This window comes from Actinopolymorpha sp. B9G3 (genome assembly GCF_040120725.1).
In the GTDB taxonomy this organism is placed as follows: domain Bacteria; phylum Actinomycetota; class Actinomycetes; order Propionibacteriales; family Actinopolymorphaceae; genus Thermasporomyces.
The window spans coordinates 134,060-159,144 of sequence record NZ_JBEEAB010000003.1; the positions used below are offsets into that span (position 1 = coordinate 134,060).

At 70.1% G+C, this 25,085-nt stretch carries 19 protein-coding genes; 13 read left to right on the plus strand and 6 right to left on the minus strand.

From position 1 onward, the window contains the following. Window positions 1–10: 10 nt before the first annotated feature. The 3 genes from guaB (at window position 11) to ABNF93_RS06885 (ending at window position 3,406) form a co-directional block, all read left to right on the plus strand. Complete coding sequence (gene guaB, locus ABNF93_RS06875) at window positions 11–1,531, plus strand: IMP dehydrogenase (RefSeq protein WP_349326829.1); 1,521 nt, start codon at window positions 11–13, stop codon at window positions 1,529–1,531. A 58-nt stretch (window positions 1,532–1,589) separates the two neighbouring features. Beyond that, complete coding sequence (locus ABNF93_RS06880; protein WP_349326830.1) at window positions 1,590–2,696, plus strand: GuaB3 family IMP dehydrogenase-related protein; 1,107 nt, start codon at window positions 1,590–1,592, stop codon at window positions 2,694–2,696. A 137-nt stretch (window positions 2,697–2,833) separates the two neighbouring features. After that, window positions 2,834–3,406, plus strand: coding sequence for a class I SAM-dependent methyltransferase (locus tag ABNF93_RS06885; RefSeq protein WP_349326832.1), 573 nt, complete (start codon window positions 2,834–2,836; stop codon window positions 3,404–3,406). Between the two features lie 43 nt (window positions 3,407–3,449). Here the strand turns inward: ABNF93_RS06885 and ABNF93_RS06890 are convergent, their stop codons facing one another. After that, the gene (locus ABNF93_RS06890; RefSeq protein ID WP_349326833.1) at window positions 3,450–7,256 is read right to left on the minus strand and encodes an efflux RND transporter permease subunit; all 3,807 of its coding nucleotides are present in this window, start codon (window positions 7,254–7,256) and stop codon (window positions 3,450–3,452) included. A gap of 136 nt (window positions 7,257–7,392) precedes the next feature. On the opposite strand from ABNF93_RS06890, the gene ABNF93_RS06895 reads away from it, so the two are divergent. The 3 genes from ABNF93_RS06895 (at window position 7,393) to ABNF93_RS06905 (ending at window position 11,468) form a co-directional block, all read left to right on the plus strand. Further along, window positions 7,393–7,923 (plus strand): MarR family winged helix-turn-helix transcriptional regulator, encoded by a 531-nt coding sequence (locus ABNF93_RS06895; RefSeq protein WP_349326835.1) that lies wholly within the window; start codon window positions 7,393–7,395, stop codon window positions 7,921–7,923. A gap of 121 nt (window positions 7,924–8,044) precedes the next feature. Next, a complete protein-coding gene (locus ABNF93_RS06900; RefSeq protein ID WP_349326837.1) occupies window positions 8,045–9,613 on the plus strand; it encodes a succinic semialdehyde dehydrogenase in 1,569 nt (522 codons plus the stop codon). 70 nt (window positions 9,614–9,683) lie between these two features. Further along, window positions 9,684–11,468 carry a GMC oxidoreductase gene (locus tag ABNF93_RS06905; protein WP_349327326.1) on the plus strand — a complete coding sequence of 595 codons (1,785 nt, stop codon included), beginning with the start codon at window positions 9,684–9,686 and terminating at the stop codon, window positions 11,466–11,468. A gap of 95 nt (window positions 11,469–11,563) precedes the next feature. Here ABNF93_RS06905 and ABNF93_RS06910 read toward each other — a convergent pair whose 3' ends face one another. Then, entirely contained in the window at window positions 11,564–12,424 is an 861-nt protein-coding gene (locus ABNF93_RS06910; protein WP_349326839.1) for a glycoside hydrolase family protein, read from the minus strand. A gap of 200 nt (window positions 12,425–12,624) precedes the next feature. Between ABNF93_RS06910 and ABNF93_RS06915 the strand changes: the two genes are divergently transcribed. Next, window positions 12,625–13,596 (plus strand): helix-turn-helix domain-containing protein, encoded by a 972-nt coding sequence (locus ABNF93_RS06915; RefSeq protein WP_349326841.1) that lies wholly within the window; start codon window positions 12,625–12,627, stop codon window positions 13,594–13,596. Between the two features lie 20 nt (window positions 13,597–13,616). On the opposite strand, the gene ABNF93_RS06920 is transcribed toward ABNF93_RS06915, so the two are convergent. Together ABNF93_RS06920 and ABNF93_RS06925 are read right to left on the minus strand one after the other, a co-directional pair. Then, a complete protein-coding gene (locus tag ABNF93_RS06920) occupies window positions 13,617–14,174 on the minus strand; it encodes a hypothetical protein (protein WP_349326842.1) in 558 nt (185 codons plus the stop codon). 735 nt (window positions 14,175–14,909) lie between these two features. After that, window positions 14,910–15,620 carry a GNAT family N-acetyltransferase gene (locus tag ABNF93_RS06925; RefSeq protein ID WP_349326844.1) on the minus strand — a complete coding sequence of 237 codons (711 nt, stop codon included), beginning with the start codon at window positions 15,618–15,620 and terminating at the stop codon, window positions 14,910–14,912. Between the two features lie 220 nt (window positions 15,621–15,840). Here ABNF93_RS06925 and guaA point away from each other — a divergent pair, with 220 nt between their 5' ends. From guaA to ABNF93_RS06940, 3 genes are all read left to right on the plus strand, one after another. Beyond that, on the plus strand, window positions 15,841–17,415 hold the full coding sequence (gene guaA, locus ABNF93_RS06930; protein WP_502877558.1) for a glutamine-hydrolyzing GMP synthase: 1,575 nt from the start codon (window positions 15,841–15,843) through the stop codon (window positions 17,413–17,415). Between the two features lie 86 nt (window positions 17,416–17,501). Beyond that, a complete protein-coding gene (locus ABNF93_RS06935; protein ID WP_349326847.1) occupies window positions 17,502–18,602 on the plus strand; it encodes a zinc-dependent alcohol dehydrogenase family protein in 1,101 nt (366 codons plus the stop codon). A gap of 63 nt (window positions 18,603–18,665) precedes the next feature. Next, window positions 18,666–19,691 carry a glutathione S-transferase family protein gene (locus ABNF93_RS06940; RefSeq protein WP_349326848.1) on the plus strand — a complete coding sequence of 342 codons (1,026 nt, stop codon included), beginning with the start codon at window positions 18,666–18,668 and terminating at the stop codon, window positions 19,689–19,691. A 168-nt stretch (window positions 19,692–19,859) separates the two neighbouring features. On the opposite strand, the gene ABNF93_RS06945 is transcribed toward ABNF93_RS06940, so the two are convergent. Further along, complete coding sequence (locus tag ABNF93_RS06945) at window positions 19,860–20,087, minus strand: PspC domain-containing protein (RefSeq protein WP_349326849.1); 228 nt, start codon at window positions 20,085–20,087, stop codon at window positions 19,860–19,862. A gap of 295 nt (window positions 20,088–20,382) precedes the next feature. Further along, on the minus strand, window positions 20,383–22,101 hold the full coding sequence (locus tag ABNF93_RS06950; protein ID WP_349326851.1) for a PspC domain-containing protein: 1,719 nt from the start codon (window positions 22,099–22,101) through the stop codon (window positions 20,383–20,385). Between the two features lie 224 nt (window positions 22,102–22,325). Here ABNF93_RS06950 and ABNF93_RS06955 point away from each other — a divergent pair, with 224 nt between their 5' ends. From ABNF93_RS06955 to ABNF93_RS06965, 3 genes are all read left to right on the plus strand, one after another. Beyond that, entirely contained in the window at window positions 22,326–23,705 is a 1,380-nt protein-coding gene (locus ABNF93_RS06955) for an ATP-binding protein (RefSeq protein ID WP_349327327.1), read from the plus strand. 53 nt (window positions 23,706–23,758) lie between these two features. Beyond that, on the plus strand, window positions 23,759–24,415 hold the full coding sequence (locus ABNF93_RS06960; protein ID WP_349326852.1) for a LuxR C-terminal-related transcriptional regulator: 657 nt from the start codon (window positions 23,759–23,761) through the stop codon (window positions 24,413–24,415). A gap of 250 nt (window positions 24,416–24,665) precedes the next feature. Then, window positions 24,666–25,019, plus strand: a complete 354-nt coding sequence (locus ABNF93_RS06965; protein ID WP_349326854.1) for a hypothetical protein — start codon at window positions 24,666–24,668, stop codon at window positions 25,017–25,019. Window positions 25,020–25,085 lie beyond the last annotated feature (66 nt).

A 25,085-nucleotide genomic window follows, 5' to 3' on the forward strand; every position in this document is an offset into this window, starting at 1 on the left:
CGGAGGAAGCATGGACCTCACCCCCCGGCATGACGCCGGCGTCCCCGACCCTTTCGCCATGATCGGCCTCACCTACGACGACGTCCTGCTGCTGCCTGGCGCCTCCGACGTCATTCCCAGCGATATCGACACCACCAGCCGAATCTCGCGCCGGATCAGCGTCGCCATTCCGCTGCTCTCCAGCCCCATGGACACCGTGACCGAGGCCCGGATGGCGATCGCGATGGCGCGCCAGGGCGGGATCGGCGTCCTGCACCGCAACCTCTCGATCGAGGAACAAGCTCAGCAGGTCGATCTCGTCAAGCGGTCCGAGGCGGGCATGGTCGCCCAGCCGATCACGATCGGACCGGACGCGACGATCGGGGAGGCCGACGCGCTCTGCGGGCAGTACCGCATCTCCGGCGTACCCGTCGTCGCCCCCGACCAGCAACTCCTCGGGATCGTCACCAACCGCGACATGCGCTTCGAGACCGACAAGTCCCGCCTCGTCCGTGACGTGATGACCGCGATGCCGCTCGTGACCGGTCAGGTCGGGATCTCTGCACCGGAGGCGATGACGCTCCTGCGCCGGCACAAGGTCGAGAAGTTGCCGCTCGTCGACGAGGCAGGCCGCCTGCAGGGGCTCATCACCGTCAAGGACTTCGTCAAGCGCGAGCAGTTCCCCCTCGCGACCAAAGACGACGCCGGCCGGCTCCGCGTCGGCGCCGCCGTCGGCTTCTTCGGTGACGGCTGGAAGCGCGCGATGGCACTCGTCGAGGCCGGCGTGGACCTGCTCGTCGTCGACACCGCACATGGCCACACCTCCGGTGTCGTCGACATGATCCGGGCGTTGAAGGCCGAGCCGTCGGCAAGCGACGTGGACGTCATCGGCGGCAACGTCGCGACGCGCGAGGGCGCGCAGGCGATCGTCGAGGCCGGCGCTGACGGCGTACGCGTCGGCGTCGGACCCGGTTCGATCTGCACCACCCGCGTGGTGGCGGGTGTCGGCGCCCCCCAGGTCACCGCCGTCTACGAAGCGGCCGTCGTGGCCCGTCCTGCCGGCGTCCCGGTGATCGCTGACGGCGGCCTGCAGTACTCCGGCGACATCGGCAAGGCTCTCGTCGCCGGCGCCGACTCGGTGATGATCGGTTCGCTGCTGGCCGGCTGCGAGGAGAGCCCGGGTGACCTGGTGTTCATCAACGGCAAGCAGTACAAGTCGTATCGCGGCATGGGCTCGCTCGGGGCGATGAGCTCGCGCGGCAAGAACCAGTCGTACTCCAAGGACCGCTACTTCCAGGCGGACGTGGCCTCCGACGACAAGCTCGTGCCGCAGGGCATCGAGGGTCAGGTGCCGTTCCGCGGTCCGCTCTCGGCCGTCGCGCACCAGCTTGTCGGCGGGCTGCGGCACTCGATGTTCTACGTCGGTGCGAGGACGGTGCCGGAACTGCAGGAGCGTGGACGGTTTGTCCGGATCACGTCCGCCGGTCTCAAGGAGAGCCACCCGCACGACGTGCAGATGACGGTGGAGGCACCCAACTACCCGGGACGCTGAGCCGGTCCCGGGGGAGGCGGCTCGCGCGCGGCAATGAGCCGTACGAAACAATGCCGGGGTGACAGAGATCGAGATCGGCCGTGGCAAACGCGGTCGCCGGGCGTACTCCTTCGACGACATCGCGATCGTGCCGAGCCGGCGCACCCGCGATCCCGAAGAGGTGTCGACGACCTGGCAGATCGACGCGTACCAGTTCCAGATGCCGGTCGTCGCGGCGCCGATGGACTCGGTGATGTCGCCGGCGACCGCGATCGCGCTCGGCCAGCGCGGCGGCCTCGGCGTGCTCAACCTCGAAGGGTTGTGGACACGGTACGACGATCCGCAGCCCCTGCTGGGCGAGATCGTCGCGCTCGACGCGGTGTCGGCGACCCGCCGCATGCAGGAGTTGTACGCCGAACCGATCAAGCCTGACCTCATCACCGCCCGGCTGGCCGAGATTCGCGACGCAGGGGTCACGGTGGCGGGTGCCCTCTCGCCGTCGCGCACCAAGCAGCTGTGGAAGACGGTGATCGACGCGGGCGTCGACATCTTCGTGATCCGGGGGACCACCGTCTCGGCGGAGCACGTCTCGCACCAGACCGAGCCGCTCAACCTCACGCAGTTCATCTACGAGCTGGACGTCCCGGTGATCGTGGGCGGCTGTGCCACCTACAAGGCCGCGCTCTACCTCATGCGTACCGGCGCGGCCGGGGTGCTGGTCGGTTTCGGCGGCGGCGCGGCGCACACCACCCGCTCGGTGCTGGGAGTGGCGGTGCCGATGGCGTCCGCGGTCGCCGACGTCGCCGCGGCGCGGGCGGACTATCTCGACGAGTCCGGCGGCCGCTATGTGCACGTCATCGCCGACGGTTCGGTCGGGCGTTCCGGCGACATCGCGAAGGCGATCGCCTGCGGTGCGGACGCGGTGATGCTGGGTTCGCCGCTCGCGCGGGCCGAGGAGGCGCCGGGCCGCGGGTTCCACTGGGGCATGGAGGCGCACCACGGCGAGCTGCCTCGCGGCGCCCGGGTCGAGGTGGGCACGATCGGGACCCTGGAGGAGATCCTCTTCGGGCCGTCCAGGATCTCCGACGGAACCATGAACCTCGTGGGTGCCCTGCGTCGCGCGATGGCGACGACCGGCTACACCGAGGTGAAGGAGTTCCAGCGGATCGAGGTCGTCGTCCAGTGACGTAGGTCGTCGGCCGTTCCTCACGTCGATCGGCGAGCCTCGCCACCTGGTGCAGCCGGGCCGGCTGGCCGGCCACCGGCTCGCCGCGCGGCTCCCGGGATGTAGCGGCCATCCTCAGATCGGCCTAGCGTCTCCTCATGCCGATGAACTGGGCGCACCGCCGCCTGTGCAGCAGTGCGAAATGGGCGAAGGCCGTCGAGGACGAACTCCTCCCGTGGGCACTCGCCGACGTCGAGCTCGGCTCGGACGTGGTCGAGATCGGCCCTGGCTACGGCGCGAACCTGCGCGTGCTCGTGGACCGGGTGCCGAACCTCACCGCGGTCGAGGTCGATGCCGACACGGCGCGACTACTCGAGCGGGAGTACGGAGACCGGGCGCGGATCGTGCACGCTGACGGGGCCGCTATGCCACTCCCGGACGAGGCATACTCGGCGGTGGTGTGCTTCACGATGCTGCACCACGTGCCGACCGAGGCCCAGCAGGACCGGATCTTCGCCGAGGCGTTCCGGGTGCTGCGTCCTGGCGGCGTCCTCGCCGGCTGCGACAGTCAGCCCAGCCTGCGCTTCCGTCTCCTGCACATCGGCGACACCATGAACACCCTGGCTCCGGACCTGCTGCCGGCCCGACTGACCGCGGCCGGATTCACCGACGTGGTCGTGGACCTCGCCCCGCGGGGAGACGGCGTGCGCTTCCGCGGTCGCCGTCCCTGACCGGTCCGCGCCGCAGCGCTGACAGGCGGGTCTCAGCCCTACCTCAGCGCTCGTCCGAGGACGTGGGAGCGGTCGTCGGCGACGGGTCGGTGGTGTCCTCGTCCCGTACGGCGCGGACGAAGACCTCGACCTGGACGACGCCCAGAGGCGTGGCCACCGAACTGGTCGCCGACGCGGGCGCCGCGCCATCCGCGGGACCGCCGAGCGGGAGCTGCGCGGTCGCGGTGGGCCGGGTGGTTCCGGCAGGCTGAGGTGATCCGGTCGGTGGAGCCGTTCCGATCGGCGACCTCTCCTGCGTACCCAGGGGCCATCCGGAGGGTGGAGCGTCGCTCGGGTGGATGCCGTTGCCGGCGTCCTGAGCGGGGCGAGCGGTAGCGGCGCGGTGAGCGGCGACACCGGCCGGCAACGGTTGGCCAGGCGCCTTCGTGTCCGGTCCGTCGGGAGACCCCCGTCCGGGCTCTCCCGGTCCGCTGCCTCCCGGTCCGCTGCCTGCCGATCCGCTCCCCGCCCGGCCGGTCTGCGTGGTGCTCGCGGGCACCTCGTCGCTGTCGCCGGCCCTCGCCCGCGCCCGCCTCCGGCGAGCCTCGCGGCGCAGTGCCCGGCGCTCCTTGTAGCCCTCCACCATCGTGTAGAGCGTGGGCACCAGGACCAGGGTGAGCAGCGTCGAGCTGATCAACCCGCCGATCACCACGAGCGCGAGCGGTCGGGAGATGAACACCCCGCCACCGGTCAGCCCGAGCGACATCGGGACCAGCGCGCAGATGGTCGCCAGTGCCGTCATCAGGATCGGTCGCAGCCGTCGCCGTCCACCCTCGATCACGGCGTCGCGCACGCTCATGCCGGGCTGGGGTTCCCCGCCCTCGGGTGCCGGCCTCGGGTTCCGGTACTGGTTGATGAGGTCGATCAGCACGATCGCGTTGGTGACCACGATCCCCACCAGCATGAGCAGACCGATGAGGGCGGGTACGCCGAGTGCGGTGTCGGTCAGCAGCAGCGCACCCAGGGCGCCGGTCGCCGCGAACGGTACCGACACCAGCAGGATCAGCGGCTGCACGATGCTGCGGAACGTCGCCACCATGACCATGAACACGATCGCGATCGCCGCCAGGAGTGCTATTCCCAGCTGCGCGAAAGCCTCGCCCTGGTCGGCGCTGACCCCGCCGAGCCGGTACGACGCACCGGCGGGAAGGTCCAGCTTGTCCAACGCCGCCCGCAGGTCGGTGGTGACCTTGCCGACGTCGGACCCGGTGGGCGTGGCGCTCACGGTGGCGCTGCGTTCGCCGTCGATCCGGGTGAGCTGCGCCGGGCGGTCCACCTCGGAGACGGTGGCCACGTCGTCCAGTCGTACGGACGAACCCATCGGCGTCTGGACCCGCAGCGCCCGCAGTTCGCGCAGCGTCTCAGGCTCGGCCCCGGTGTAGAGCAGCACGTCGTGGGAGGTGGAGTCCAGCAGGACCGTGCCGGCCCGCTGTCCCTCGAACGCCTGGCGGACGGCCTGCCCGACCTGAGCGTCGGACAACCCGAGGGCGGCGGCCTCTGCGCGGTCGACGTCGACCTGGACGGTGGGGACGTCGACGCCGAGATTGTTCGTGGCGTCCGTGGTCCCGGCGACCTCCTGGACGGCCCGCTGGACCTGTGCCGCCGCCGACTCCAGCACCGCACTGTTCGGCGCGGTGACGATCACCTCGATGTCGGTTGCCCCGAAACCACCGGACTGCTGCTCCTGAAGCGTGATCGTGCCCGCACCCTCGACGCGCGCGAGCTTGTGGCGGATCTCGTCGCCGAGGGCCGCCTGGTCGAAGCTGCCGTCCGTGGCGAGCCAGAACGTCGCCTCGTTCGTCCCGCCGCCTGCTGAGAATCCGGCGAACTCGGCCGATCCGATCGTCGCTTGGTAGGACTCGATGCCGTCGATGTCGGCAAGGACGTCCTCGACCTTCTCCGCCGCCTCGTCGGTACGCGCCAACGACGTCGACACCGGCATGACCTGCGTCACCGTCATCGTGTTGTCGCCGCTGTCGTCGAGGAAGTTGGTCTTGAGCAGAGGGGTCGCGGCGATCGTGCCCGCGAAGATGGCGATACCGGCGATGACCGTGGTGATGCGGTGCCGGGTCGTCCAGCTGATGATCGGCACGTAGACGCGTTGCAGCGGGTTGCGGCGTTCCTTGGCGACCGCCTCGGCGCGGACGCGTTCCTCGTCGCCGGGGCGTACGACCGGGCGTCGCAGGAACCAGTACGCCAGCACCGGGATGATCGTCAGCGACACGAGCAGCGACGCCAGCAGGGCGATGGTGACGGTCATGCCGAACGGCCGGAACAGCTCGCCGACCTGTCCGCCCACGAACGCGATCGGCAGGAAGACCCCGACGGTCGTGAGCGTCGACGCCGTGACCGCGCCGGCCACCTCGCGGACGCCGTTCATGATCGCCTGCTGCTTGCGTTCGCCGTAGGCCAGGTGTCGCTTGATGTTCTCCAGCACGACGATCGAGTCGTCGACGACGCGTCCGACGGCGACGGTGAGCGCCCCGAGGGTGAAGATGTTGAGGGAGTAGCCGCCGGTGTACAACCCGATCATCGCGACCAGCACCGAGAACGGGATCGAGACCGCGGTGACGAGGGTCGAACGCAGCGACAGCAGGAACACGAGGATCACCAGGACGGCGAAGAACAGTCCGGCCGCGCCCTCGGTCGTGAGGCCCTCCACGGACTCCTCGATGAACGGCGCCTGGTCGAAGACGACCGTCAGCTCGGCGTCGTCGCCCAGCTGGTCGCGGAGGTCGTCGAGCTTGTCCTGGACGGCGTGGGAGACCGTCACGGTGTTGCCGTCGGCGACCTTGGTGACGGAGATGCCAAGCGTCGCCCGGCCGTTCGTCCGCGTGATCGAGCTCGTCTCGGCCAGCTCCTCCTCGACGTCGGCGACGTCGGCGAGGGTGACGGGCTCCGGTGCCGCGGGTGGGGCCGCCTGGGCTGCTGCACCACTCTGAGCCGACGCACCCGCGCCTGGGGCGGCTCCAGCCCCCTGGCCAGTTCCGCCAGGCGCGCCTGCCGCACCCTCACCATCGCCAGAGCCGGCGCCAGAACCTGCCCCAGACCCTGTCCCAGAACCCGCACCGGTGGGAACGATCGGAACGTCGCTGAGATCCTCGACCGAGGTGAACGGCGCACCGACGTCGATCGTCAGCGACCTGTCGCCGGTGCCCATCTCCCCACCGGGAACGCTGAGGCCGTTGGCCTGCAGTGCGCTGAGTACGCCCTGGACACTCACCCCGGCATCGGCGAGCTTCTCGTCGTCGAGGGTGATCGCCACCTGCTCCTCGCGGACGCCGGTGACCTCGACATCACGGACCTCGGGGATGTTCTCCAGGTCCGGGAGCACCCGCTCCTCCAGCCGGTCGGCGAGGACCTGCACGCCCTCGCTCGAACTGACGGCGAGCATGACGACGGGGAAGTCGTCGAAGCCGCCGGCCTGCACGGCCGGGTCCACGTCGTCCGGCAGTTGGCTCGACAGCCGGTTGATCGACTGCTGGACGTCCTGGACGGCCGCGTCGATGTCCGTGCCGTAGGTGAACTCCGCCTGCACCATCGAGAAGCCGTTGTTCGACGTCGAGGTGGTCTTGTCCAGGCCGTCCGTGCCCGCGATGGCGGTCTCGATCGGCTTGGTCACCTCGCGTTCGACGATCTCCGGCGAGGCGCCCGGATAGGTGGTGGCGATGAACGCACCCGGGATCTCGAGGGAGGGGATCAGCTCCTGTTTGAGCGAAGTGGTCGAGATGACCCCGAACCCGAGGATCGCGATCGAGATGAGGGCGATGAGGCTCCGGTTGGCGAGACTCAGCCTGGCCAGTCTGGACATGCGGGGTGCCCTTCCACTTCCAGCGTCGGTCGTCGCAGACGATACTTTGCGTCGTACGGATTATCGCCATCAGGCGGCACTTCTCAGGGTATTTCCCGGGCGGATCCTCCGCAGGGAGGAAAGGCGAGGGGGCAGCATGGGCGGCAGGGATGAGTCGATCGACCCGAGCGTCGGCAGGGACGAGCTGATCGCGCGGATCGAGCGGGCTGACGAGGATTTCCGCCGGAGCATCGTCAGGGAGGGCGCGACGGGACTCTTCTCCGTCGACCTCACCATGCAGCAGCTGCGGGTGCTCTTCATCCTCGCCGCCGCGGGTGCCCTCTCCGCGCACGAACTCGCCGAGTCACTGGGCGTCGGGCCGACCACTCTCACCGGGATCGTCGACCGGTTGGAGATCCGCGACCTCGTGTGCCGGCTGCCCGACGGCCGAGACCGCCGCGTACGCCGCATCGATCTCACCGACGCGGGCCGCCGGCTCCTGCGTGACCTGAACGAGGTGCGGCAGGAACACTTCCGGCGGCTGCTCGGCCGGCTCGACGACGAAGTCCTCACCAGCCTCGCGACCGCGATCGAGGCCCTGGCCCGGGCATGTGAGGAGGAACGCCGAGAGGATTCGGCCTCCGAGGCCTCCGCGGATCGGGCCGACGTCTCGTCGGGGCGCGGATGAGCCACTCCCTTCACCGGCGCCCTTCTGGCCCGAGTCGTCTGGGCTGGTGACCTGTCGCGCCGGCCTGGCCGCCGCGGTCGAGAACGGGGCCGACGGCCACGATCGGGAATACCCTGAACGCATGACTGCGCCGACGCAGGACCGAGCCGAACACGCTCTGGCCCCCGAGCGGGTCCGGACCCTCACCGCCCGGGTGGCCGCGACGTCGGGTGAGACCGTGAGATCGGTCACCCCGCTGAACGGCGGAACCCTGGCAGAGGTACCGGTTTCCAGCAATGCCGACATTGCGACCGCATTCGCCCGGGCCCGCGAGGCCCAGGTGGCGTGGGCGCGGGTACCGGTCCGGGAGCGTGCCGCGCTGCTCCTCCGCCTGCACGACCTGGTGTTCCAGCGGCAGAACGACATCCTCGACATCGTCCAGTGGGAGTCGGGCAAGGCGCGGCGGCACGCGTTCGAGGAAGTGTGCGACGTCGCGATGAACGCCCGCTACTACGGCAGGATGGCCCCGCGGCTGCTCCACCCGGCGCGCCGGGCGGGCCTCTTCCCGTTGCTCACCCGTACCGTCGAACTGCACCATCCCAAAGGCGTCGTCGGTGTCATCGCACCGTGGAACTACCCCCTCACCATGGCGATCTCCGACGCCCTGCCCGCGCTGGTCGCCGGCAACGCGGTGATCACCAAGCCGGCGACCCAGACCACGCTCTGCGCGCTGGTCGGTGCCGAACTCCTGGCCGAGGCGGGCCTGCCCGCCGACCTGTGGCAGGTGGTCATCGGTGAGGGTTCCCGGGTCGGCGCCGCACTGATCGAAGAGGCCGACTTCATCTGCTTCACCGGTTCGACGCAGACCGGGCGGGAGGTCGCCCGCCGCTGCGGCGAACGCCTGATCGGCGCGACGATGGAACTCGGCGGCAAGAACCCGTTGCTCGTCCTCGACGATGCCGATCTCGACAAGGCCGCCGAGGGCGCGGTGCGCGGTTGCTTCTCCAACGCCGGCCAACTGTGCATCTCGATCGAACGCCTCTACGTCGCCGCACCTGTCTTCGACGCGTTCTGCGAGCGTTTCGTCGCTCGGGTCCGCGACATGGTGGTCAAGGCGTCGTTCGACTTCACCGCCGACATGGGGTCGCTGATCTCCGCACAACAGTTGGCGACGGTCAGCGAGCACGTCGACGACGCGGTGAGCAAGGGCGCGGAGATCCTCGCGGGAGGCAAGGCGCGCCCCGACCTCGGTCCGTACTTCTTCGCGCCGACGGTTCTCACCGGTGTCACGCCGGACATGGCGTGCTACCGCGAGGAGACCTTCGGCCCGGTCGTCTCGGTCTACCGGGTCGGGGACGACAGGGCCGCGGTCGCCGCCGCCAACGACTCTGCGTACGGTCTCAACGCCGCCGTCTACAGCCGCGACACGCGGCGGGCGCGCGCGGTCGCCGCTCGGCTGCGGGCCGGCACGGTCAACATCAACGAGGCGTACGCGGCGGCGTGGGGAAGCATCGACGCCCCGATGGGTGGCATGGGCGACTCCGGCATGGGGCGCAGGCATGGGATCGACGGACTGTTGAAGTACACCGAACCGCAGACCATCGCCGTCCAACGGCTGCCGGTCGCTCCGCCGGGAGGCATGTCGTACGACCGGTTCGCGCGCACGATCGCCACTGGCCTTCGCACCCTGCACCGGTTCGGCCGCAGATGAGGCACCGATGAGCGGGGCCGACAGGGCTGGTGGGGTGAACGCGACTGACCGGGTGAGCGGCGCTGGCGGGATGCACGGCGCTGACCGGGTGAACGGGGCTGACCGGGTGAACGGGGCTGACCGGTACGACGTCCTCGTCATCGGCTCGGGCTTCGGCGGCAGCGTGACGGCCCTGCGGCTGACCGAGAAGGGCTACCGGGTCGGCGTGCTGGAGGCCGGCGCACGGTTCCACGAACCCGACGCCGCCGGTGGCCCGGCCGCACCACTTCCGCGGACGTCGTGGGAGCTGCGGCGGTTCCTGTTCGCGCCACGGCTCGGCTGTCTCGGCATCCAACGGATCATCCTGCTGCGCGACGTGCTCGTCCTCTCCGGTGCGGGCGTCGGCGGGGGATCGCTCGTCTACGCCAACACGCTCTACGAACCGCTCGCCGAGTTCTACGACGACCCGCAGTGGCGCGGCCTCACCGACTGGCGGAGCGAGCTCGCGCCCCACTACGACCAGGCGAAGCGGATGCTCGGCGTCACGACCAATCCGACGACCACGCCGTCGGACGTCGCGATGCGCGCCGTGGCTGAGGAGATGGGGGTCGGAGGGACGTTCGGGCCGACGCCGGTCGGTGTGTTCTTCGGCGCACCGGGCACTCCACCTGGCACCGAGGTCGACGACCCGTACTTCGGTGGCGCCGGGCCGCGCCGGCGGTCCTGCCTGGAGTGCGGTGAGTGCATGACCGGCTGCCGGCACAACGCGAAGAACACCCTGACCCGCAACTACCTCTACCTCGCCGAACGCGCCGGTGCCGTCGTCCACCCGCTGACGACCGTGACCGCCGTCCGCCCGCTCGCCGCGAGTGGCTACGCCGTCGACACCGAACGCACGGGGCCGCGCGCCGGCAGGGAACGTCGTACGTTCACCGCGGACCAGGTGGTGTTCGCGGCGGGGGCACTCGGCACCCAGGAACTCCTGCACCAGATGAAGGCCGAAGGCTGGTTGCCGAATCTGTCAACCAGGCTTGGCGTCCTGACGCGCACGAACTCCGAGTCGATCGTCGGGGCGGTGGCACACCACCGCGACGTCGACTACTCGCGTGGCGTCGCGATCACCTCGTCGTTCCATCCCGATGCCCACACCCACGTCGAACCCGTGCGCTACGGCAAGGGCAGCAACGCCATGGGGATGCTGCAGACCGTGCTCACCGACGGCGGTGGGCGCCGGCCGCGCTGGGCGACCTGGCTGGGCACCGTGGCGCGGAATCCCGTCGCCTGGCTGCGGACGTTCAACCTGCGGCACTGGTCCGAACGCACCATCATCGCGCTGGTGATGCAGTCTTACGACAACTCGCTGACCGTCAGCCTGCGACGTGGACCGCTGGGTCGTGGATCACGCCTCACGTCGCGGCAGGGCCACGGCCGGCCCAATCCCACCTGGCTCCCGGCCGCCAACGACGTCGTACGCCGGCTCGCCACCCGCATCGGCGGCACCCCCGGCGGCACGGTCGGGGAGGTCGCCAACATCCCGTTGACGGCGCACATCATCGGCGGCTGCGTCATCGGTGACTCGTCCGCGACAGGGGTCGTCGACGGCTACCACCGGGTGTTCGGCCATCCGGGCCTGCACGTGGTCGACGGTGCGTCGGTGTCGGCGAACCTGGGTGTCAATCCGTCCTTGACGATCACCGCGCAGGCGGAGCGGGCGATGGCGTTGTGGCCCAACCGCGGTGATGCCGACCCCCGCCCGCCGCTCGGTTCTTCCTACGTGCGCATCGAACCGGTGGCTCCCCGGCAGCCGGTGGTCCCGGCGGCCGCGCCGGGCGCTCTCCGCCGGACCGGTCCGATCGCCCCGCACCTGGTCGACTGACTGCCTGCGTGTCTGCGGCTTGTCCGCCCTCGTTCGACTGACCGCCACCACCAGTGCGATGGCGAGCACGACGCCAACATCGGCGAGCGTTCGCCTCAGCTGTGCAGTTCCGTCCGCAGCTCGTGCGCCCCGTCGCGGCGGCGGGCCTCGTAGTAGAGCCGATGACCGCCGCTCGGCAGCGCGAGGACCTCCAGATAACGCACGTCGGCGACCGGGCCGCCGTCGAGCGCCCGCAACTGCGCGCCAGTGCCGGTGGGGACCGCGAGGCCCGTACGTTCGAGCCAATTCTCCGCAGGCGTCGCCCGTCCGTCGTAACAGGCGCGGCCGTCCGGCAGCACGGTGGTCAGCCGGGCGCCGCGCGCGTCCCACTCGCCAGGGCGGGCGGCCAGGATCGTGCCGTGGTTCCGCCAGCTGATGCCGTCGTCGGACGTGGCGTAGATCGTCGACATCCGGTCCTCGGCGCCCGGGATGTCGAGCGGGTGGCGGCAGACCCACGCCTGCCAGTCGCTTCCGTTGTGCCGGACGATCGGATCCTTGAATGCCTCCAGTGGACCTTCCATCTCGAGGCGGCGCAGACTCGCGGTGGCCAAGCCCGCCAGGTCGCGGGATTCCTGCAGCCCGATCCACCAGGCTTTGGTGCCCGGCTCGGCGCAGGAGTGGTAGAGCCGCCATCCGGTCGCGGTCCGCACCAGAGCCGCCCGCTCGACCATGGCCACGCCCAGAGCCTTTGACGTCATCTCGGTCAGGGTTTCGAATCGGACCCCGTCGTCGGAGCGGGCCAGGACGACGCGGTCGCCGGCCGCGTCCCGGACCCGGTAGGTGAGCAGCGTCGCGCCGTCGGGGTCCAGCATCGCCGTCGGCGCACCTGCCCAGCGCTGTATGCCTTCGGCCGGGGCGGGTACGGCGACCTCGCTGGAGGCCAGACCGGGTATCGGAATTGCGGTGATGTCGTTCATGGCGCCCAGTGTCGGGCCGCGTGGGCGGCGCGGGATACTGGCTGGAACGCCGGGGGTCCGGAACATTCGGCCAACCCCGCAAGGCCTCCCGGGCAACGGCGGACGGGCAGGCAACCGGGCGATCTGGTCGAGTGTGCGCAAACTGTAGGTTCTGCGGCGGAAAACCTACAGTTTGCGCACACTCGGTGAAGCGGAGCGTGATGACGAACGGTCCGAAGGTTCGCGTGGAGTCCGTCGCCGCGTTGGTCGGCTCGCGTATCGCGGGATTCGAGCTCGGCATCCTCTGTCAGGTCTTCGGCCTCGACCGGTCCGACGACGGACTGCCGGGCTACGACTTCGCCGTCTGCGGCCCGCGCCCGGGGCTGGTCCCCACGACCTCAGGCTTCGCCGTCGAGGTGTCCCACGACCTGAGCCGGGTCGCCGAGGCCGACCTCGTCGCCATCCCGGCGTGGCCGGACCTCGACGCCCCGCTGGACCCGGCCATCGCCACCGCGCTGCAGGACGCGTACGCCCGAGGTGCCATCCTGCTCTCCGTCTGCAGCGGCGCGTTCGCCCTCGCCGGCGCGGGCCTGCTCGACGGGCGCCGGGCGACGACGCACTGGCAGTTCGCCGACCGGTTGGTACGTCGGTTTCCGCGCGTACGCATCGAAAGGGACGTGCTCTACGTGACCGACGGTCCGGTCCTGACCAGCGCGGGCGCGGCGGCGGGGATCGACGCGTGCCTGCACCTCGTCAGGCGAGTGCACGGGTCAGGGACGGCGAACGCTCTCGCCCGTCGGATGGTGGTGGCCGCGCACCGTGAGGGCGGCCAGGCGCAGTACGTCGAGATGCCGCTGCCGGCCGCGCCCACGGGTGAGGGAATGGCGGAGGTCCTCGACTGGGCCGCGGAGCACCTGGACCGTGACCTGCCGGTCGCGACCCTCGCCGACCGGGCGGGGATGTCGGTCCGCAACTTCGCGCGCCGATTCCGTACGACCACGGGGACGACACCCCACCGCTGGCTGTTGGAGCAGCGCCTCCAACGCGCCGAACTCCTGCTCGAGACCTCCGACCTCACGGTCGACGTCGTGGCCGAACGGTCAGGCTTCGGCAGCGCCGACACGCTACGACACCACTTCGCCCGTCGCAGGGGTACGACTCCCCACGCGCACCGGCACGCGTTCCACGTGTAGGGCTTGCTGCCGGGCGGAGGTCAGCTGCAGGCGGAGCCCGCTCCGGTGTCCTTACCGGCGCGGACGGCGGCGGCGGAGGACAGGATGTCGTTCATCACCGAGAACAGTTCGCGATAGTGCTGGTCCTGCTCGCCGAGGTCGGACGACTGGACCTGCTGGTCGCCGATGACCAGGAACAGTTGGAGCTCGTCGGGCGTCGCAGTCGCCCACTTCTTGCCGTCGCGGCTGCGTGCCCTGGGCGCGGGAGACTCGCTGGCCTGCTGGGCGGCCGCGTCGAGCCGCTGCTTGGTCTTGGGGTTGACCGTGCAGGTCATCGGTTCCTTGCCCCGGCTCGTCAGGGTCACCGTGCCGTCAGGTTCGACGGTGAGTTTGTCGTTGAAGCCGGCGATGCCGCCGGTGCGGTGCAGGACGAGGGTGGAGGGCGACATCGCGGGTCCCGACTCGGTGGGGCTGGTGGTGGCGGTTGGCTGGGCGTCCGGTGATGTCCCCTGCTCGGTCCCGCATGCCGCCAGTGCGACGACGAGGACCCCCGTGACCGCGGCGCAGGGTAGGCCGCGTCGCAGAACCGAAAGCATCATGGTCCTGCGACGTTCCGTGGACTGGTGTGGTTCCGTAGGTCGATGATCGGCATCTTCCCTGGTCAGCGGCCGATCCGGGCGAACCGGACCGGCGGGGCGGGCAACAGGTTGCCTCCCCCGGAGGTCGTCGCTCGGCAAGGCGGGCACGACGGGCGATCATCACGCCGGGGGTGGGCGGTCACGTGGGGTGGGCGGTCACGTGGGGTGGGGCGGTCACGTGGGGTGGGGCGGTCACGTGGGGTGGGGCGGTCACGTGGGGTGGGGCGGTCACGTGGGGTGGGGCGGTCACGTGGGACGGTCACGCGGGGTGGGGCAGGCAGAGGCATGTGCAGGGCCCGGCTCCAGCAGGCGAGGAGCCGGGCCCTGACTAGGTCGTACGAGGCACCGCGAGGCCGCGAGCGGTTGCCGTCGTACGGACGGAAACGGGCCGGACAGGCCGACCTATGCCCCGTCGCCCTCCCAACGACTGAACTGACTGTCGAGTTACGACCCTCCCGAACAATTGTTCACCGCTTTTCCGAAGGCATCCGGTTGGACGCCATCTGAGGCGGGCTGCCGGGCTTGCGCCGGCGGCCGTTTGGATGAGGGCGCCCTGAGCCGGCGGCCTTTCGGATGAGGGCGCCCCTGCGCCAATGGGTTCGTGTGAGGGGACCTCTCATCCCGCCGAAACCTCTGGATGAGGGCTCCCCTCACACAAGGGCGTACTGATCGTCCGGACAGGCCGTGAGGGTGCTACTAGGCCAGCCAGTAGCTCTCGGCGTACTGCCGAAGGCCGAGGCGCCGGGTCACCGCCTGCGAGCTGAGGTTGTCGTACGAGGTGCTGTAGAGCGGCACCCGCCCCGAACCCTCGATCGCGAGGCGCCAGGCGTTGACGACGGCCGCTCCGAGGCCCTGGCCCCGGTGGTCGACGTGCGTGTTGACCCCGGCTTCGGCCTCCCGCTTGGTCGTGCGCGAGCTGAACCCGGCGGCCACGACCCTGCCGTCACGGACGACCGCGAAGAGCGGGCGATGGTGGTCGAGATCGGTCCGGAAGTCCTCGAACGGATGGCCGACGAACAGGTCGCGTTCTTCCCGGATCTCCACGACATCGGGGTGCGGCTCCAGAGCGGGACCGTCGAAGGCGTACGCCGGTCCGTGCCACCGGTTCGTGATCGGCCCGTCCTCCTCGACGGCGGACCTGAGGGCGGCGTAGATCTCCGGATCTCCGGTCGGATCCGACAACGGTGGAAGGTCGCGAGCGAGTCGGCGCAACTCGGCGGCGAGCGCCGGGTGGAGGTCGTGGCGAGGGTGGCAGAGGGTGCCGGCTCTGCTTCGGGCGACGAAGACCCTGGGTGCTTTCGCGGGCGCCGTCTCGTTGGTCTCGGCGAGGAGGCCGTCGCCGGTGGCACGGAAGAGCGCCCGCACATGGGCCTCGGCGAGTTGGACCGGGGACAGGCTCGCGGCCATGGCAATTCCTCCCGGATCGGGGCGGACAGGGGCGTACTCGGCTGCTCCGCCGCGCCGGGCGGTTCGGGCGACTCGGCTGGTCCGCCGCGCCGGACGGTTCGGGCAGCCGCAGGATGGGATATGTGCCCGACTAAACTCGGAGCGGTCAGATCCGGGCCAGTAAAGCAGGCCGGCACACCCACTCGCACACCCAATTGGGCACGGCCATTTCCGAAGGGTCATCGTGACCGACCACGATCTCGTTCTCGTCGTCGACTACGGCGCGCAGTACGCCCAGCTCATCGCTCGCCGGGTCCGTGAGGCCCGCGTCTATTCCGAGATCGTCCCGCACACCACGCCGGTCGCGCAGCTCCTCGCCAGGCGCCCGAAGGCGATCATCCTCTCCGGCGGGCCGCAGTCGGTCTACGCCGAGGGCGCGCCACAGGTGGACCCGGAGCTGTTCGCGGCGGGCGTACCCGCGTTCGGCATCTGCTACGGCTTCATGGCCATGGCGCAGGCGTTGGGCGGCGAGGTGGCGAAGACCGGGCGGTCGGAGTTCGGGCGCACCCTCGTCACCGCCCACGAACCCCGGACCGGCGCCCTGCTCGCCGACGTGCCCGCGCAGTTCCGCGCATGGATGTCCCACGGCGACGAGGTCGTACGCCCGCCCGCCGGCTTCACCCTCGCGGCGTCCTCGGACGGTGCGCGGGTCGCGGCGTTCGAAGACTCCGAGCGCAGGCTGGCCGGTGTGCAGTGGCACCCAGAGGTCCTGCACTCCGAGCACGGCCAGCAGGTGCTGCAGCGGTTCCTCTACGACATCGCGGGATGCCGTCCCACCTGGACGATGGTCAACATCGTCGAGGAGACCGTCGACGCCGTACGCGCCCAGATCGGCGACAAGCGGGCGATCTGTGCGATGTCCGGTGGCGTCGACTCCTCGGTCGCCGCGGCGCTGGTGCAGCGGGCCATCGGTGATCAGCTCACCTGCGTGTTCGTCGACCTCGGGCTGCTGCGCAAGGGTGAGGCCGCGCAGGTCGAAAGCGACTTCGTCGCGGCCACGGGAGTGAAGCTCAAGGTGGTCGACGCCGCCGAGCAGTTCCTCGACGCGCTCGCCGGTGTCGACGACCCCGAAGCCAAGCGCAAGATCATCGGCCGTGAGTACATCCGGGTCTTCGAGCAGGCCGCCCGCGAGGTTGTCGCCGAAGCCGGTGCCCACGGCGAGGCTGTCGACTTCCTCGTGCAGGGGACGCTCTACCCCGACGTCGTGGAGTCCGGCGGTGGCGAGGGCGCGGCGACCATCAAGTCCCACCACAACGTCGGCGGGCTCCCGGACGACCTGGAGTTCTCGCTCGTGGAGCCCTTCCGGGCGTTGTTCAAGGACGAGGTACGCCAGGTCGGCGAGCAGCTGGGCCTGCCGGCGGAGATCGTGTGGCGGCAGCCGTTCCCGGGGCCCGGCCTCGCGATCCGGGTGGTCGGCGCCGTGACGAAGGAACGACTGGAGATCCTGCGGGCGGCAGACGCGATCGCCCGCGAGGAGCTGACGGCGGCCGGGCTCGACCGCGACATCTGGCAGTTCCCGGTGGTGCTGCTGGCCGACGTCCGATCGGTGGGTGTCCAGGGTGACCAGCGGACCTACGGTCACCCCATCGTGCTGCGCCCCGTGACCAGCGAGGACGCCATGACCGCCGACTGGGCGCGTCTGCCGTACGACCTGCTCGAACGGATTTCCACCCGGATCACGAACGAGGTACGCGAGGTGAACCGCGTCGTCCTCGACATCACCAGCAAGCCGCCCGGCACCATCGAATGGGAATGACGCGGCACGGTGGGGCGTGCATCGTGCGGGATTGCGCCGTGCATGGATGACCCTCGTGGCGACCCTCGGTGGCGGGCGGGCCGAGGATGAGGGCGGTCTGGTACGACGAGTTCGGCGCGAGTCCTGAGGTTCGCGAGGTCCCCGACCCGACTCCGGGGCCTGACGACGCGGTGATCCAGGTGGCGGCCACCGGTGTGTGCCGCAGCGACTGGCACGCCTGGCAGGGACATGACCCGGACGTCGCACTTCCGCACGTCGGTGGCCACGAACTGGCCGGGACGGTGGCTGCGGTGGGTGCGTCCGTACGCCGGTGGCGGGTCGGCCAGCGGGTGACGGTTCCCTTTGTGTGCGCGTGCGGGACCTGCGCGGAGTGTGCGGCGGGGAACCAGCAGGTGTGCCGACATCAGAGCCAGCCCGGGTTCACCCACTGGGGTTCGTTCGCCGATCTGGTACGCATCGAGCATGCCGACGTCAATCTCGTCGCGCTCCCGGATTCGCTGGCGTTGGCGGTCGGTGCCTGCCTCGGCTGCCGGTTCGGCACGGCGTTCCGGGCTGTGCTTCGCCAGGGTCGGGTGACGGGCGGGGACTGGGTTGCCGTGCACGGTTGCGGCGGCGCCGGGTTGTCGGCCGTGATGATCGCTGTCGCCGCTGGCGCCCGAGTAGTAGCGGTGGACGTGTCACCGGCGGCGTTGGCTCTTGCTCGCGAACTCGGTGCGGTGGCCACCGTAGATGCCGCGAGGGACGCCGTGACGGAGGAGGACGTGGCGAGGGAGGACGTGGCGAGGGAGGGCGTGGTCGGGGAGGACGTGGCGGCCGCGGTCCGCGAGGCGACGGAGGGTGGCCCAGACGTCTCGCTCGACTGCCTCGGGATCCGCGAGACCTGTACCGCGTCGATACTTGGCCTGCGTCGCCGCGGACGCCACGTGCAGGTGGGTCTCATGCCGCTCGGACCGGCGGGGATACCCATGGACCGGGTGATCGCGTACGAGCTCGAGATCCTTGGCAGTCACGGGCTCCCGGCCCACGACTATCCCGCGATGCTCGCCCTCATCGAGGCCGGTCAGGTACGGCCCGAGCGTCTCGTCGGCCGGCGGATCGACCTGGCCGGGATACCGTCGGCGCTGGCCGCCATGGGTTCGGGAGCCCCTCAGACGCCGGGCATCACCGTCGCCCAGCTGCTGCCTTGATGCCGGCCGCGCCGCTCGCCACGCCCGCGACCTCCACGGGGAAGGGTGCGCAACACTGGACGCATGGCGGAATCCCAGGCACCACGGCAGCCCGCGAACGAACCCGCACCCGCGGGCGAACCCGTACCCGCGAACGAGTCCAGGCCCGCGACGGCGGCGCAGTTGCCGAAGGAGACCGGGAAACGCGGCGAGTTCGTACGCCAGGCCAACCGGTTCACCGACCGGGTCACCACCGATGCCTCGTCAGGATGGTCCGCCGAGCCGGACCGCTACCGCCTGGTCTGGTCCCGGGCCTGCCCGTGGGCGCACCGCGCGGTCATCGTGCGTCAGCTGCTCGGCCTTGACGACGCCATCTCGCTCGCGACCGTCGATCCGATCCGCGACGAGCGCGGCTGGCGGTTCACACGTGACGCCGGCGGCCGGGACCCGGTGCTCGACATCGAGTTCCTGGCGGAGGCGTACCACCGGACGGACCCCACGTTCGAGGGACGGGTCACTGTTCCCTGCCTGATCGACGTACCCTCCGGCACCGTCGTCACCAACGACTTCCCGCAGATCACCCTGGACTTCTCCACGCAGTGGAAGGACTTCCACCGGCCGGGGGCCCCCGACCTCTATCCGGAGGACCTGCGCGAGGAGATCGACCAGGTGGCCGCCGCCATCTACGACGACGTAAACAACGGCGTCTACAAATGCGGCTTCGCCAGTTCACAGCGGGCGTACGAAAGAGCCTTCGACACGCTCTTCGCCCGGCTCGACTGGCTCGAGGACCGGCTACGCAACCAGCGCTACCTCTGTGGCGACGGCAGCCGGTTGACCGAGGCGGACATCCGGCTCTTCACGACGCTGGTCCGCTTCGACGCCGTGTACCACAACCACTTCAAGTGCAACCGGAACAAGCTGACCGAGCAACCGGTGTTGTGGGCGTACGCCCGGGATCTGTACCAGACCCCGGGCATCGGTGAGACGGTCGACTTCGACCAGATCAAGCGGCATTACTACCTCACCCATCACCAGATCAACCCGACCGGTGTGGTGCCCAAGGGACCCGACCCCACCGGATGGACGCTCCCGCACGGACGCGGATAGGAGCGAGGCGCTGGTCGTTGCCGGGACCAGTCGTAGCTCCGGCCGATGCCTCCGGCCGGATCCTCCAGCCGGTCTCCCATCCGGCGTCCGTCTGAGAGCCCGTCGTCGTGGATCGGTCCTGCGTGAGCACTGCCATGGTTCTGACCACCGCCGGTACGGCGTGACCGGTCAGGCGTCTTCCTCGGGGATGATGATCCAGCCGGCCAGGTAGAGCAGCAGCCCCGCTCCACCGAAGATCACCAGCGCGACCATCCCGAGCCGGACCAGCACCGGGTCGATGCCGGCGTACTTCGCGAGACCGCCGCAGACACCGGCGACCATGCGTTCGTCCCTCGTGCGGACGAGTTTCTTGAGTGGGGGAAAGGAGTCTTTTCGCAACGGAGTCGTCTCGTTCATGGCTCAAGCCTCCTCGATCTGAGCGTGAACGGCCATCCGGGAGTGTCCTGATCACGCCCTACGGTTGTCCCCGACGCGTGTCGGGGGGCGTCGTGAGGGTTGGCGACGGTTGCGCTGCAGCGACATGGCGACGCCGACGCCCCCGGCGCCGATCAGGACGACAGGCAGCAGCCAGCCAAGGTCAGTGACACGGAGCGCGCCACTTTGGAGCAGCAACCAGCCCAGCGCGAGGCCGCAGCACACCAGGCCGGCGACGAGGGCGGCGATGTTGGCCGGATGCCTCCCGGCCGGAGGCTTACTCCCCACGATGCACCCCCACATGGCCCACACCGACGTCGATGTTCAGCACGAGTTCACCACCTCCGGGTCCGTCGTCGCCTCGATCAATGATCTCCCGGGAGACACCGAACCCCTCCGACGAACCCGCGTCGAACTCCCTCGTTCCTCCTTCGGCCGCGTCGCCCAGCTCACCGACCGCGTCACGTTCTCCTGGAGCCGCGGGGGCGCGCGGTGGCCGAGGCGCCACGGGCTCGGGTGGGAGGGCGCGACCGAACAGCGAGATCTCACCGAGCCCGACGTCGCCCTTGAAGATCACGTCGACATCCGGGGGTACGACGACGAGGACGTCGCCGACGCCGACGTCGATGGAGGACTCGACGTGTTGCCCATCGCGGAAGGGCACCGCACTGAGATCGATGACCAGCTCACCGACGCCGTACTCGTAGCTGCCCTGAATCGCACTGACGGACGTCGGATGCAGGGTCAGGTCCACCGCCTCGCCAGGCCACCGGTCGGCCAGGCTGGCCGCAGGCAGCGCCAGGGCGAGGACGACACCGGAGGCGATCAACGCTCTGGTGCGGCCGAACCACGCGCCCAGGATCAAGCCGAGACCGACCACACCGAGCGGACCGGCGATGTAGGCACCGAGCGGGACGTCCTCCTGCTGGTCGGCGAGCGCGAGCACCATCACCAGCAGGAGCGCGGCCGCCATCGTCCCGGCTAAGAGCCACGACCGCTTCCGCTCGCCGTCGCTGCGGACCGCCGTGGACCTGACCTGGCGCGGGGGAGTCGCGGGCGGGGGCGTCCAGTTCTCCGGTGGTTGGGCCAGTTCGACGTCCTGGATCTCCAGGCCCAGGGGGTCCGGCTGATTCCAGAAGGACGCGGGAGCGGGTTCGGCCGTACGCCAGGAACCAGGAGGAGCATCGGCCGCACTCGTGGGCACGGAGGAGCCCGGGTCGGCGACGTCCAGCGGCTTGGTGTGGTCCCACGTCGAGCGCGCTGGTTCGGTGGCCGCAGGAGGAGAGGTGATGTCACCCGTGCCGCCGGACGCACCCGAGGTGCCGGCGCCGGCTGCGGTTCCGGGTGGGAACGTCCCGCCGGAGCCGCCAGGTTCTCCCGGCCGGTCTGACGGTGCTGCGCCGCCGCCGTCCTGCTCGGCGTTGCGGCGGATCAGGGCGTACAGGCCGAGCACACTCAACACGAGCAGAACCGGGACGTGCCACGGAAACCCCCACCAGGGAACGCTGAAGATCACGAGGCCCAGGATGACCAGACCACCGACGACGATCGCGTTGTCCGGTGCGCCGTTGCGGCGCCGGCCGAGCTGTTGTTCGAGGATCGACAGGTCCTCGCCGTCGTCCGGCACGAGCAGCCAACCCGCCGCATACAGCAGGACGCCGACACCACCGAAAAGCGCCAGGATGACGCCGACCACCCGCAGGACGACCGGGTCGATCTGGAGCCGAGGACCGAGCCCTGCGCAGACGCCCGCGAGGAGCCGGCCGTCGCGCGCCCGGCGAAGTGAACGGAGCTCAGCCCGGAGCTGGTCCTGCCCCCTTCCGGTGCCTGTCCCTGACCCCGCGGGAGCACCCGGGTCGGTGCCTGACTCAGCGCCCGTGTCGGTGCCTGTCTTGTTGCCTGACTCAGCGCCAGCGCCTGTCTCTGCGCCAGCGCTGGGCGAGGGGGACTGATCGTCGGGCCATCCGGATCCCGCGGGCGGCGTGGTGGCAGGCATACCCCGATCCTCCGGGCCGTTGGGTGGCGGCGCCATCCGGGATGACCCTGGGCTTTACCCCCGGGCCGCCTGGGGTGAAGCGTGGGGCCTGTCCCGGTGGCTCAGCAGCACTTCTCGTGTGACCATCAAGGAGGACAGCCGGGCGCGTTGCCGCGCGCTCGGCGTCCACCGGCGCCGCCCGACGATACCCGGGCAAGTCGGCCCGTACGCCCCAGGAGGCCACGATCTTCACCGACGCACGAGGCGCACCAGTCGGTACGCCACCGGTCGCCGCGGCGCGGAGCACCGCTCCCCGCTGCTACCGGCGTGCCGACGGGAAAGTTCTGGGCGGAGTTGCCGCCGGGCTGGCCGATCACCTGGGACTTCAGCTCCTGCACGTACGCCTGGGCCTGGTCGCGCTGACAGCGGTCGGCGGCTTCGGCCTGTTGCTGTACGCCGCGCTCTGGGTCGTACTCCCTCAGGAGCCCGCGGTCGAGGAGACCACGCAGCCGGCCGGTGTCGCGGCGGCCACCCGCAAGGGGCTCCGTCGCGAGCGTGCACCTGGTAAGAGACGCCAGGACACCGGTCAGTTGGTGTCGATCGCAGTCCTGGCGATCGGCATCATCGCGATCTACCCGCACCTCGGCGGGGTCTCGGCCCAGGTGTTCTGGCCGCTCATCCTGGGCGGTGTCGGCCTCGCGCTGCTGTGGCGGCAGGCCGACGAGTCCCAGCGTGCCCGGTGGACCGCCTCCGCCCCACCGCGCTGGAAGTGGATGTGGCCGCTCGTCAGTACCCGCGGCTGGGTCATGGTTCTCCGTACCGTCGTCGGGCTCGCTCTCGTCATCGCTGCCCTGTCGTGGGGACTCGCCTCCGTCGGCGGCATGAACGAGGTCAACGCGGCTCTGCTTGCCGTCCTCGGCGCCGGTATCGGGGTCGGCCTGATCGTCGGCCCGTGGGTGTGGCGGCTGGCTGGAGACCTGTCCGAGGAGCGGAGGGTACGCATCCGTTCGCAGGAACGCGCCGACATGGCCGCGCACCTTCACGACTCGGTCCTGCAGACGCTCGCGTTGATCCAGAAGCAGGCACATGACCAGCGTGCCGTCGTACGCCTGGCGCGTGCCCAGGAGCGCGACCTTCGGCAGTGGCTCTACGGCGAACAGGAGGACGCCGACGCGACCTTGCGCAGCGAGCTGCGCCGGGCGGGAGCCGAGGTCGAGGACCACCACGAGATCCCGGTCGAGGTGGTCATGGTCGGCGACGCCCAGATGAACCCGACGCTGACAGCCGTCGTCCGCGCCGCCCGGGAGGCGATGGTCAACGCCGCCAAGCACTCGGGCGCGCCGCGGATCGACGTCTACGCCGAGGTGGAGCCGGCACGGGTGGAGGTCTTCGTCCGCGACCGCGGGGTCGGGTTCGATCCGGAACATGTGGGTGCGGACCGACTCGGTGTCCGTCGCAGCATCTACGAACGCATGGAACGCCACGGCGGCAAGGCCGACATCAGGAGCACACCCGGTGAGGGAACCGAGGTGCACCTCCTGGTCGACCAGGCCGCCGCCAACTCTGACTCGAGCTCTGGTTCGGGTTCTGGCTCTGGCTCGGGTTCTGGTCCTGGTGCCGGGTAGAGCGGCCACCGTGAACAACCATGATCCTGTTCAGGCTTTGAAAGGATGACCTCGTGACGACCAACCCTGACAACCGGCGCCGGATCGTACTCGTCGACGACCACGCGATGTTCCGCACGGGCGTACGCACCGAGATCGGTGCCGCGGTCGACATCGTGGGGGAGGCCGGCGATGTCGACGCGGCGGTCAAGGTGATCCTCGCGACGAAGCCGGAGGTGGTCCTGCTCGACGTCCACCTTCCCGGCGGCGGTGGGGCCGAGGTCTGCCGGCAGGTGCTGGCGGCCGAGCCCGACGTCCGGTTTCTCGCGCTGAGCGTGTCCGACGCCCCGGAGGACGTGATCGGGGTGATCCGGGCGGGCGCACGCGGTTACGTCACCAAGACCATCACCGGGGATGAGATCATCGATGGCGTACGCCGGATCGCCGACGGCGACGCGGTCTTCTCACCGCGGCTGGCGGGATTCGTGCTCGACGCGTTCGCCGGCGCGGTCGACCCGGGCAGCATCGACGAGGAACTCGACCGGCTGACCCAGCGCGAACGCGAGGTGCTGCGCCTGATCGCGCGCGGCTATGCGTACAAGGAAGTCGCGAAGGAACTCTTCATCTCGGTGAAGACCGTGGAAACACACGTCTCGTCCGTGCTGCGGAAGCTGCAGCTGTCCAACCGTTACGAGCTGACCCGCTGGGCGACCGACCGCCGCCTGGTGTGAAGGCGCCGGCGCTGAACGCCTGGCTCCTATGAGCTGACCCGCTTGGCCACCGACCGCCGCCTGGTGTGAGGCCGCAGGGGCTGAACGTCTGGTTCTGGTGGGCGCCGGTCCCCTGGTAGGTGAGGGGTAACGGCACGGGGGACCCCTCATCCAGAAGATGGCTGCCCTCGCTATGATCGACAGGCGTACGTACTACCAGACGTAGTAGTGCGAGCATGGCGGGTCCGACGAGAGGCAGGGGTGCGGTTCCATGGAGATCCTGCGCCAGGTGCTGGTGTTCATCCACTTCGTGGGTCTGGCGAGTCTGCTGGGCGGGTTGCTGGTCCAGATGAAGGGGCCAGAACGCCGGATCCTTGCCGCGATCCTGCACGGCGCGCTGACGCAGTTGGTGTCCGGCCTGCTTCTGGTCGGCGTACTCGAGGGACTCGACGACCCGGCTCACCCGGTCGACAACGCCAAGATCGGCGTCAAGCTGCTCGTCGTCCTCGTCATCACGGTGCTGGCCTGGCTCAACCGCAAGAAGCCCACAATCTCCAACGGGCTGTTCTTCGCTCTCACCGCACTCACGCTCGTCAACGTCGCCGTCGCCGTCTTCTGGACCTGACGCCGCCGACGTGACGTCCTGAACGTGACGCCCTGACCTGCCTCCCAAACCTGGCTGCGCTGAACC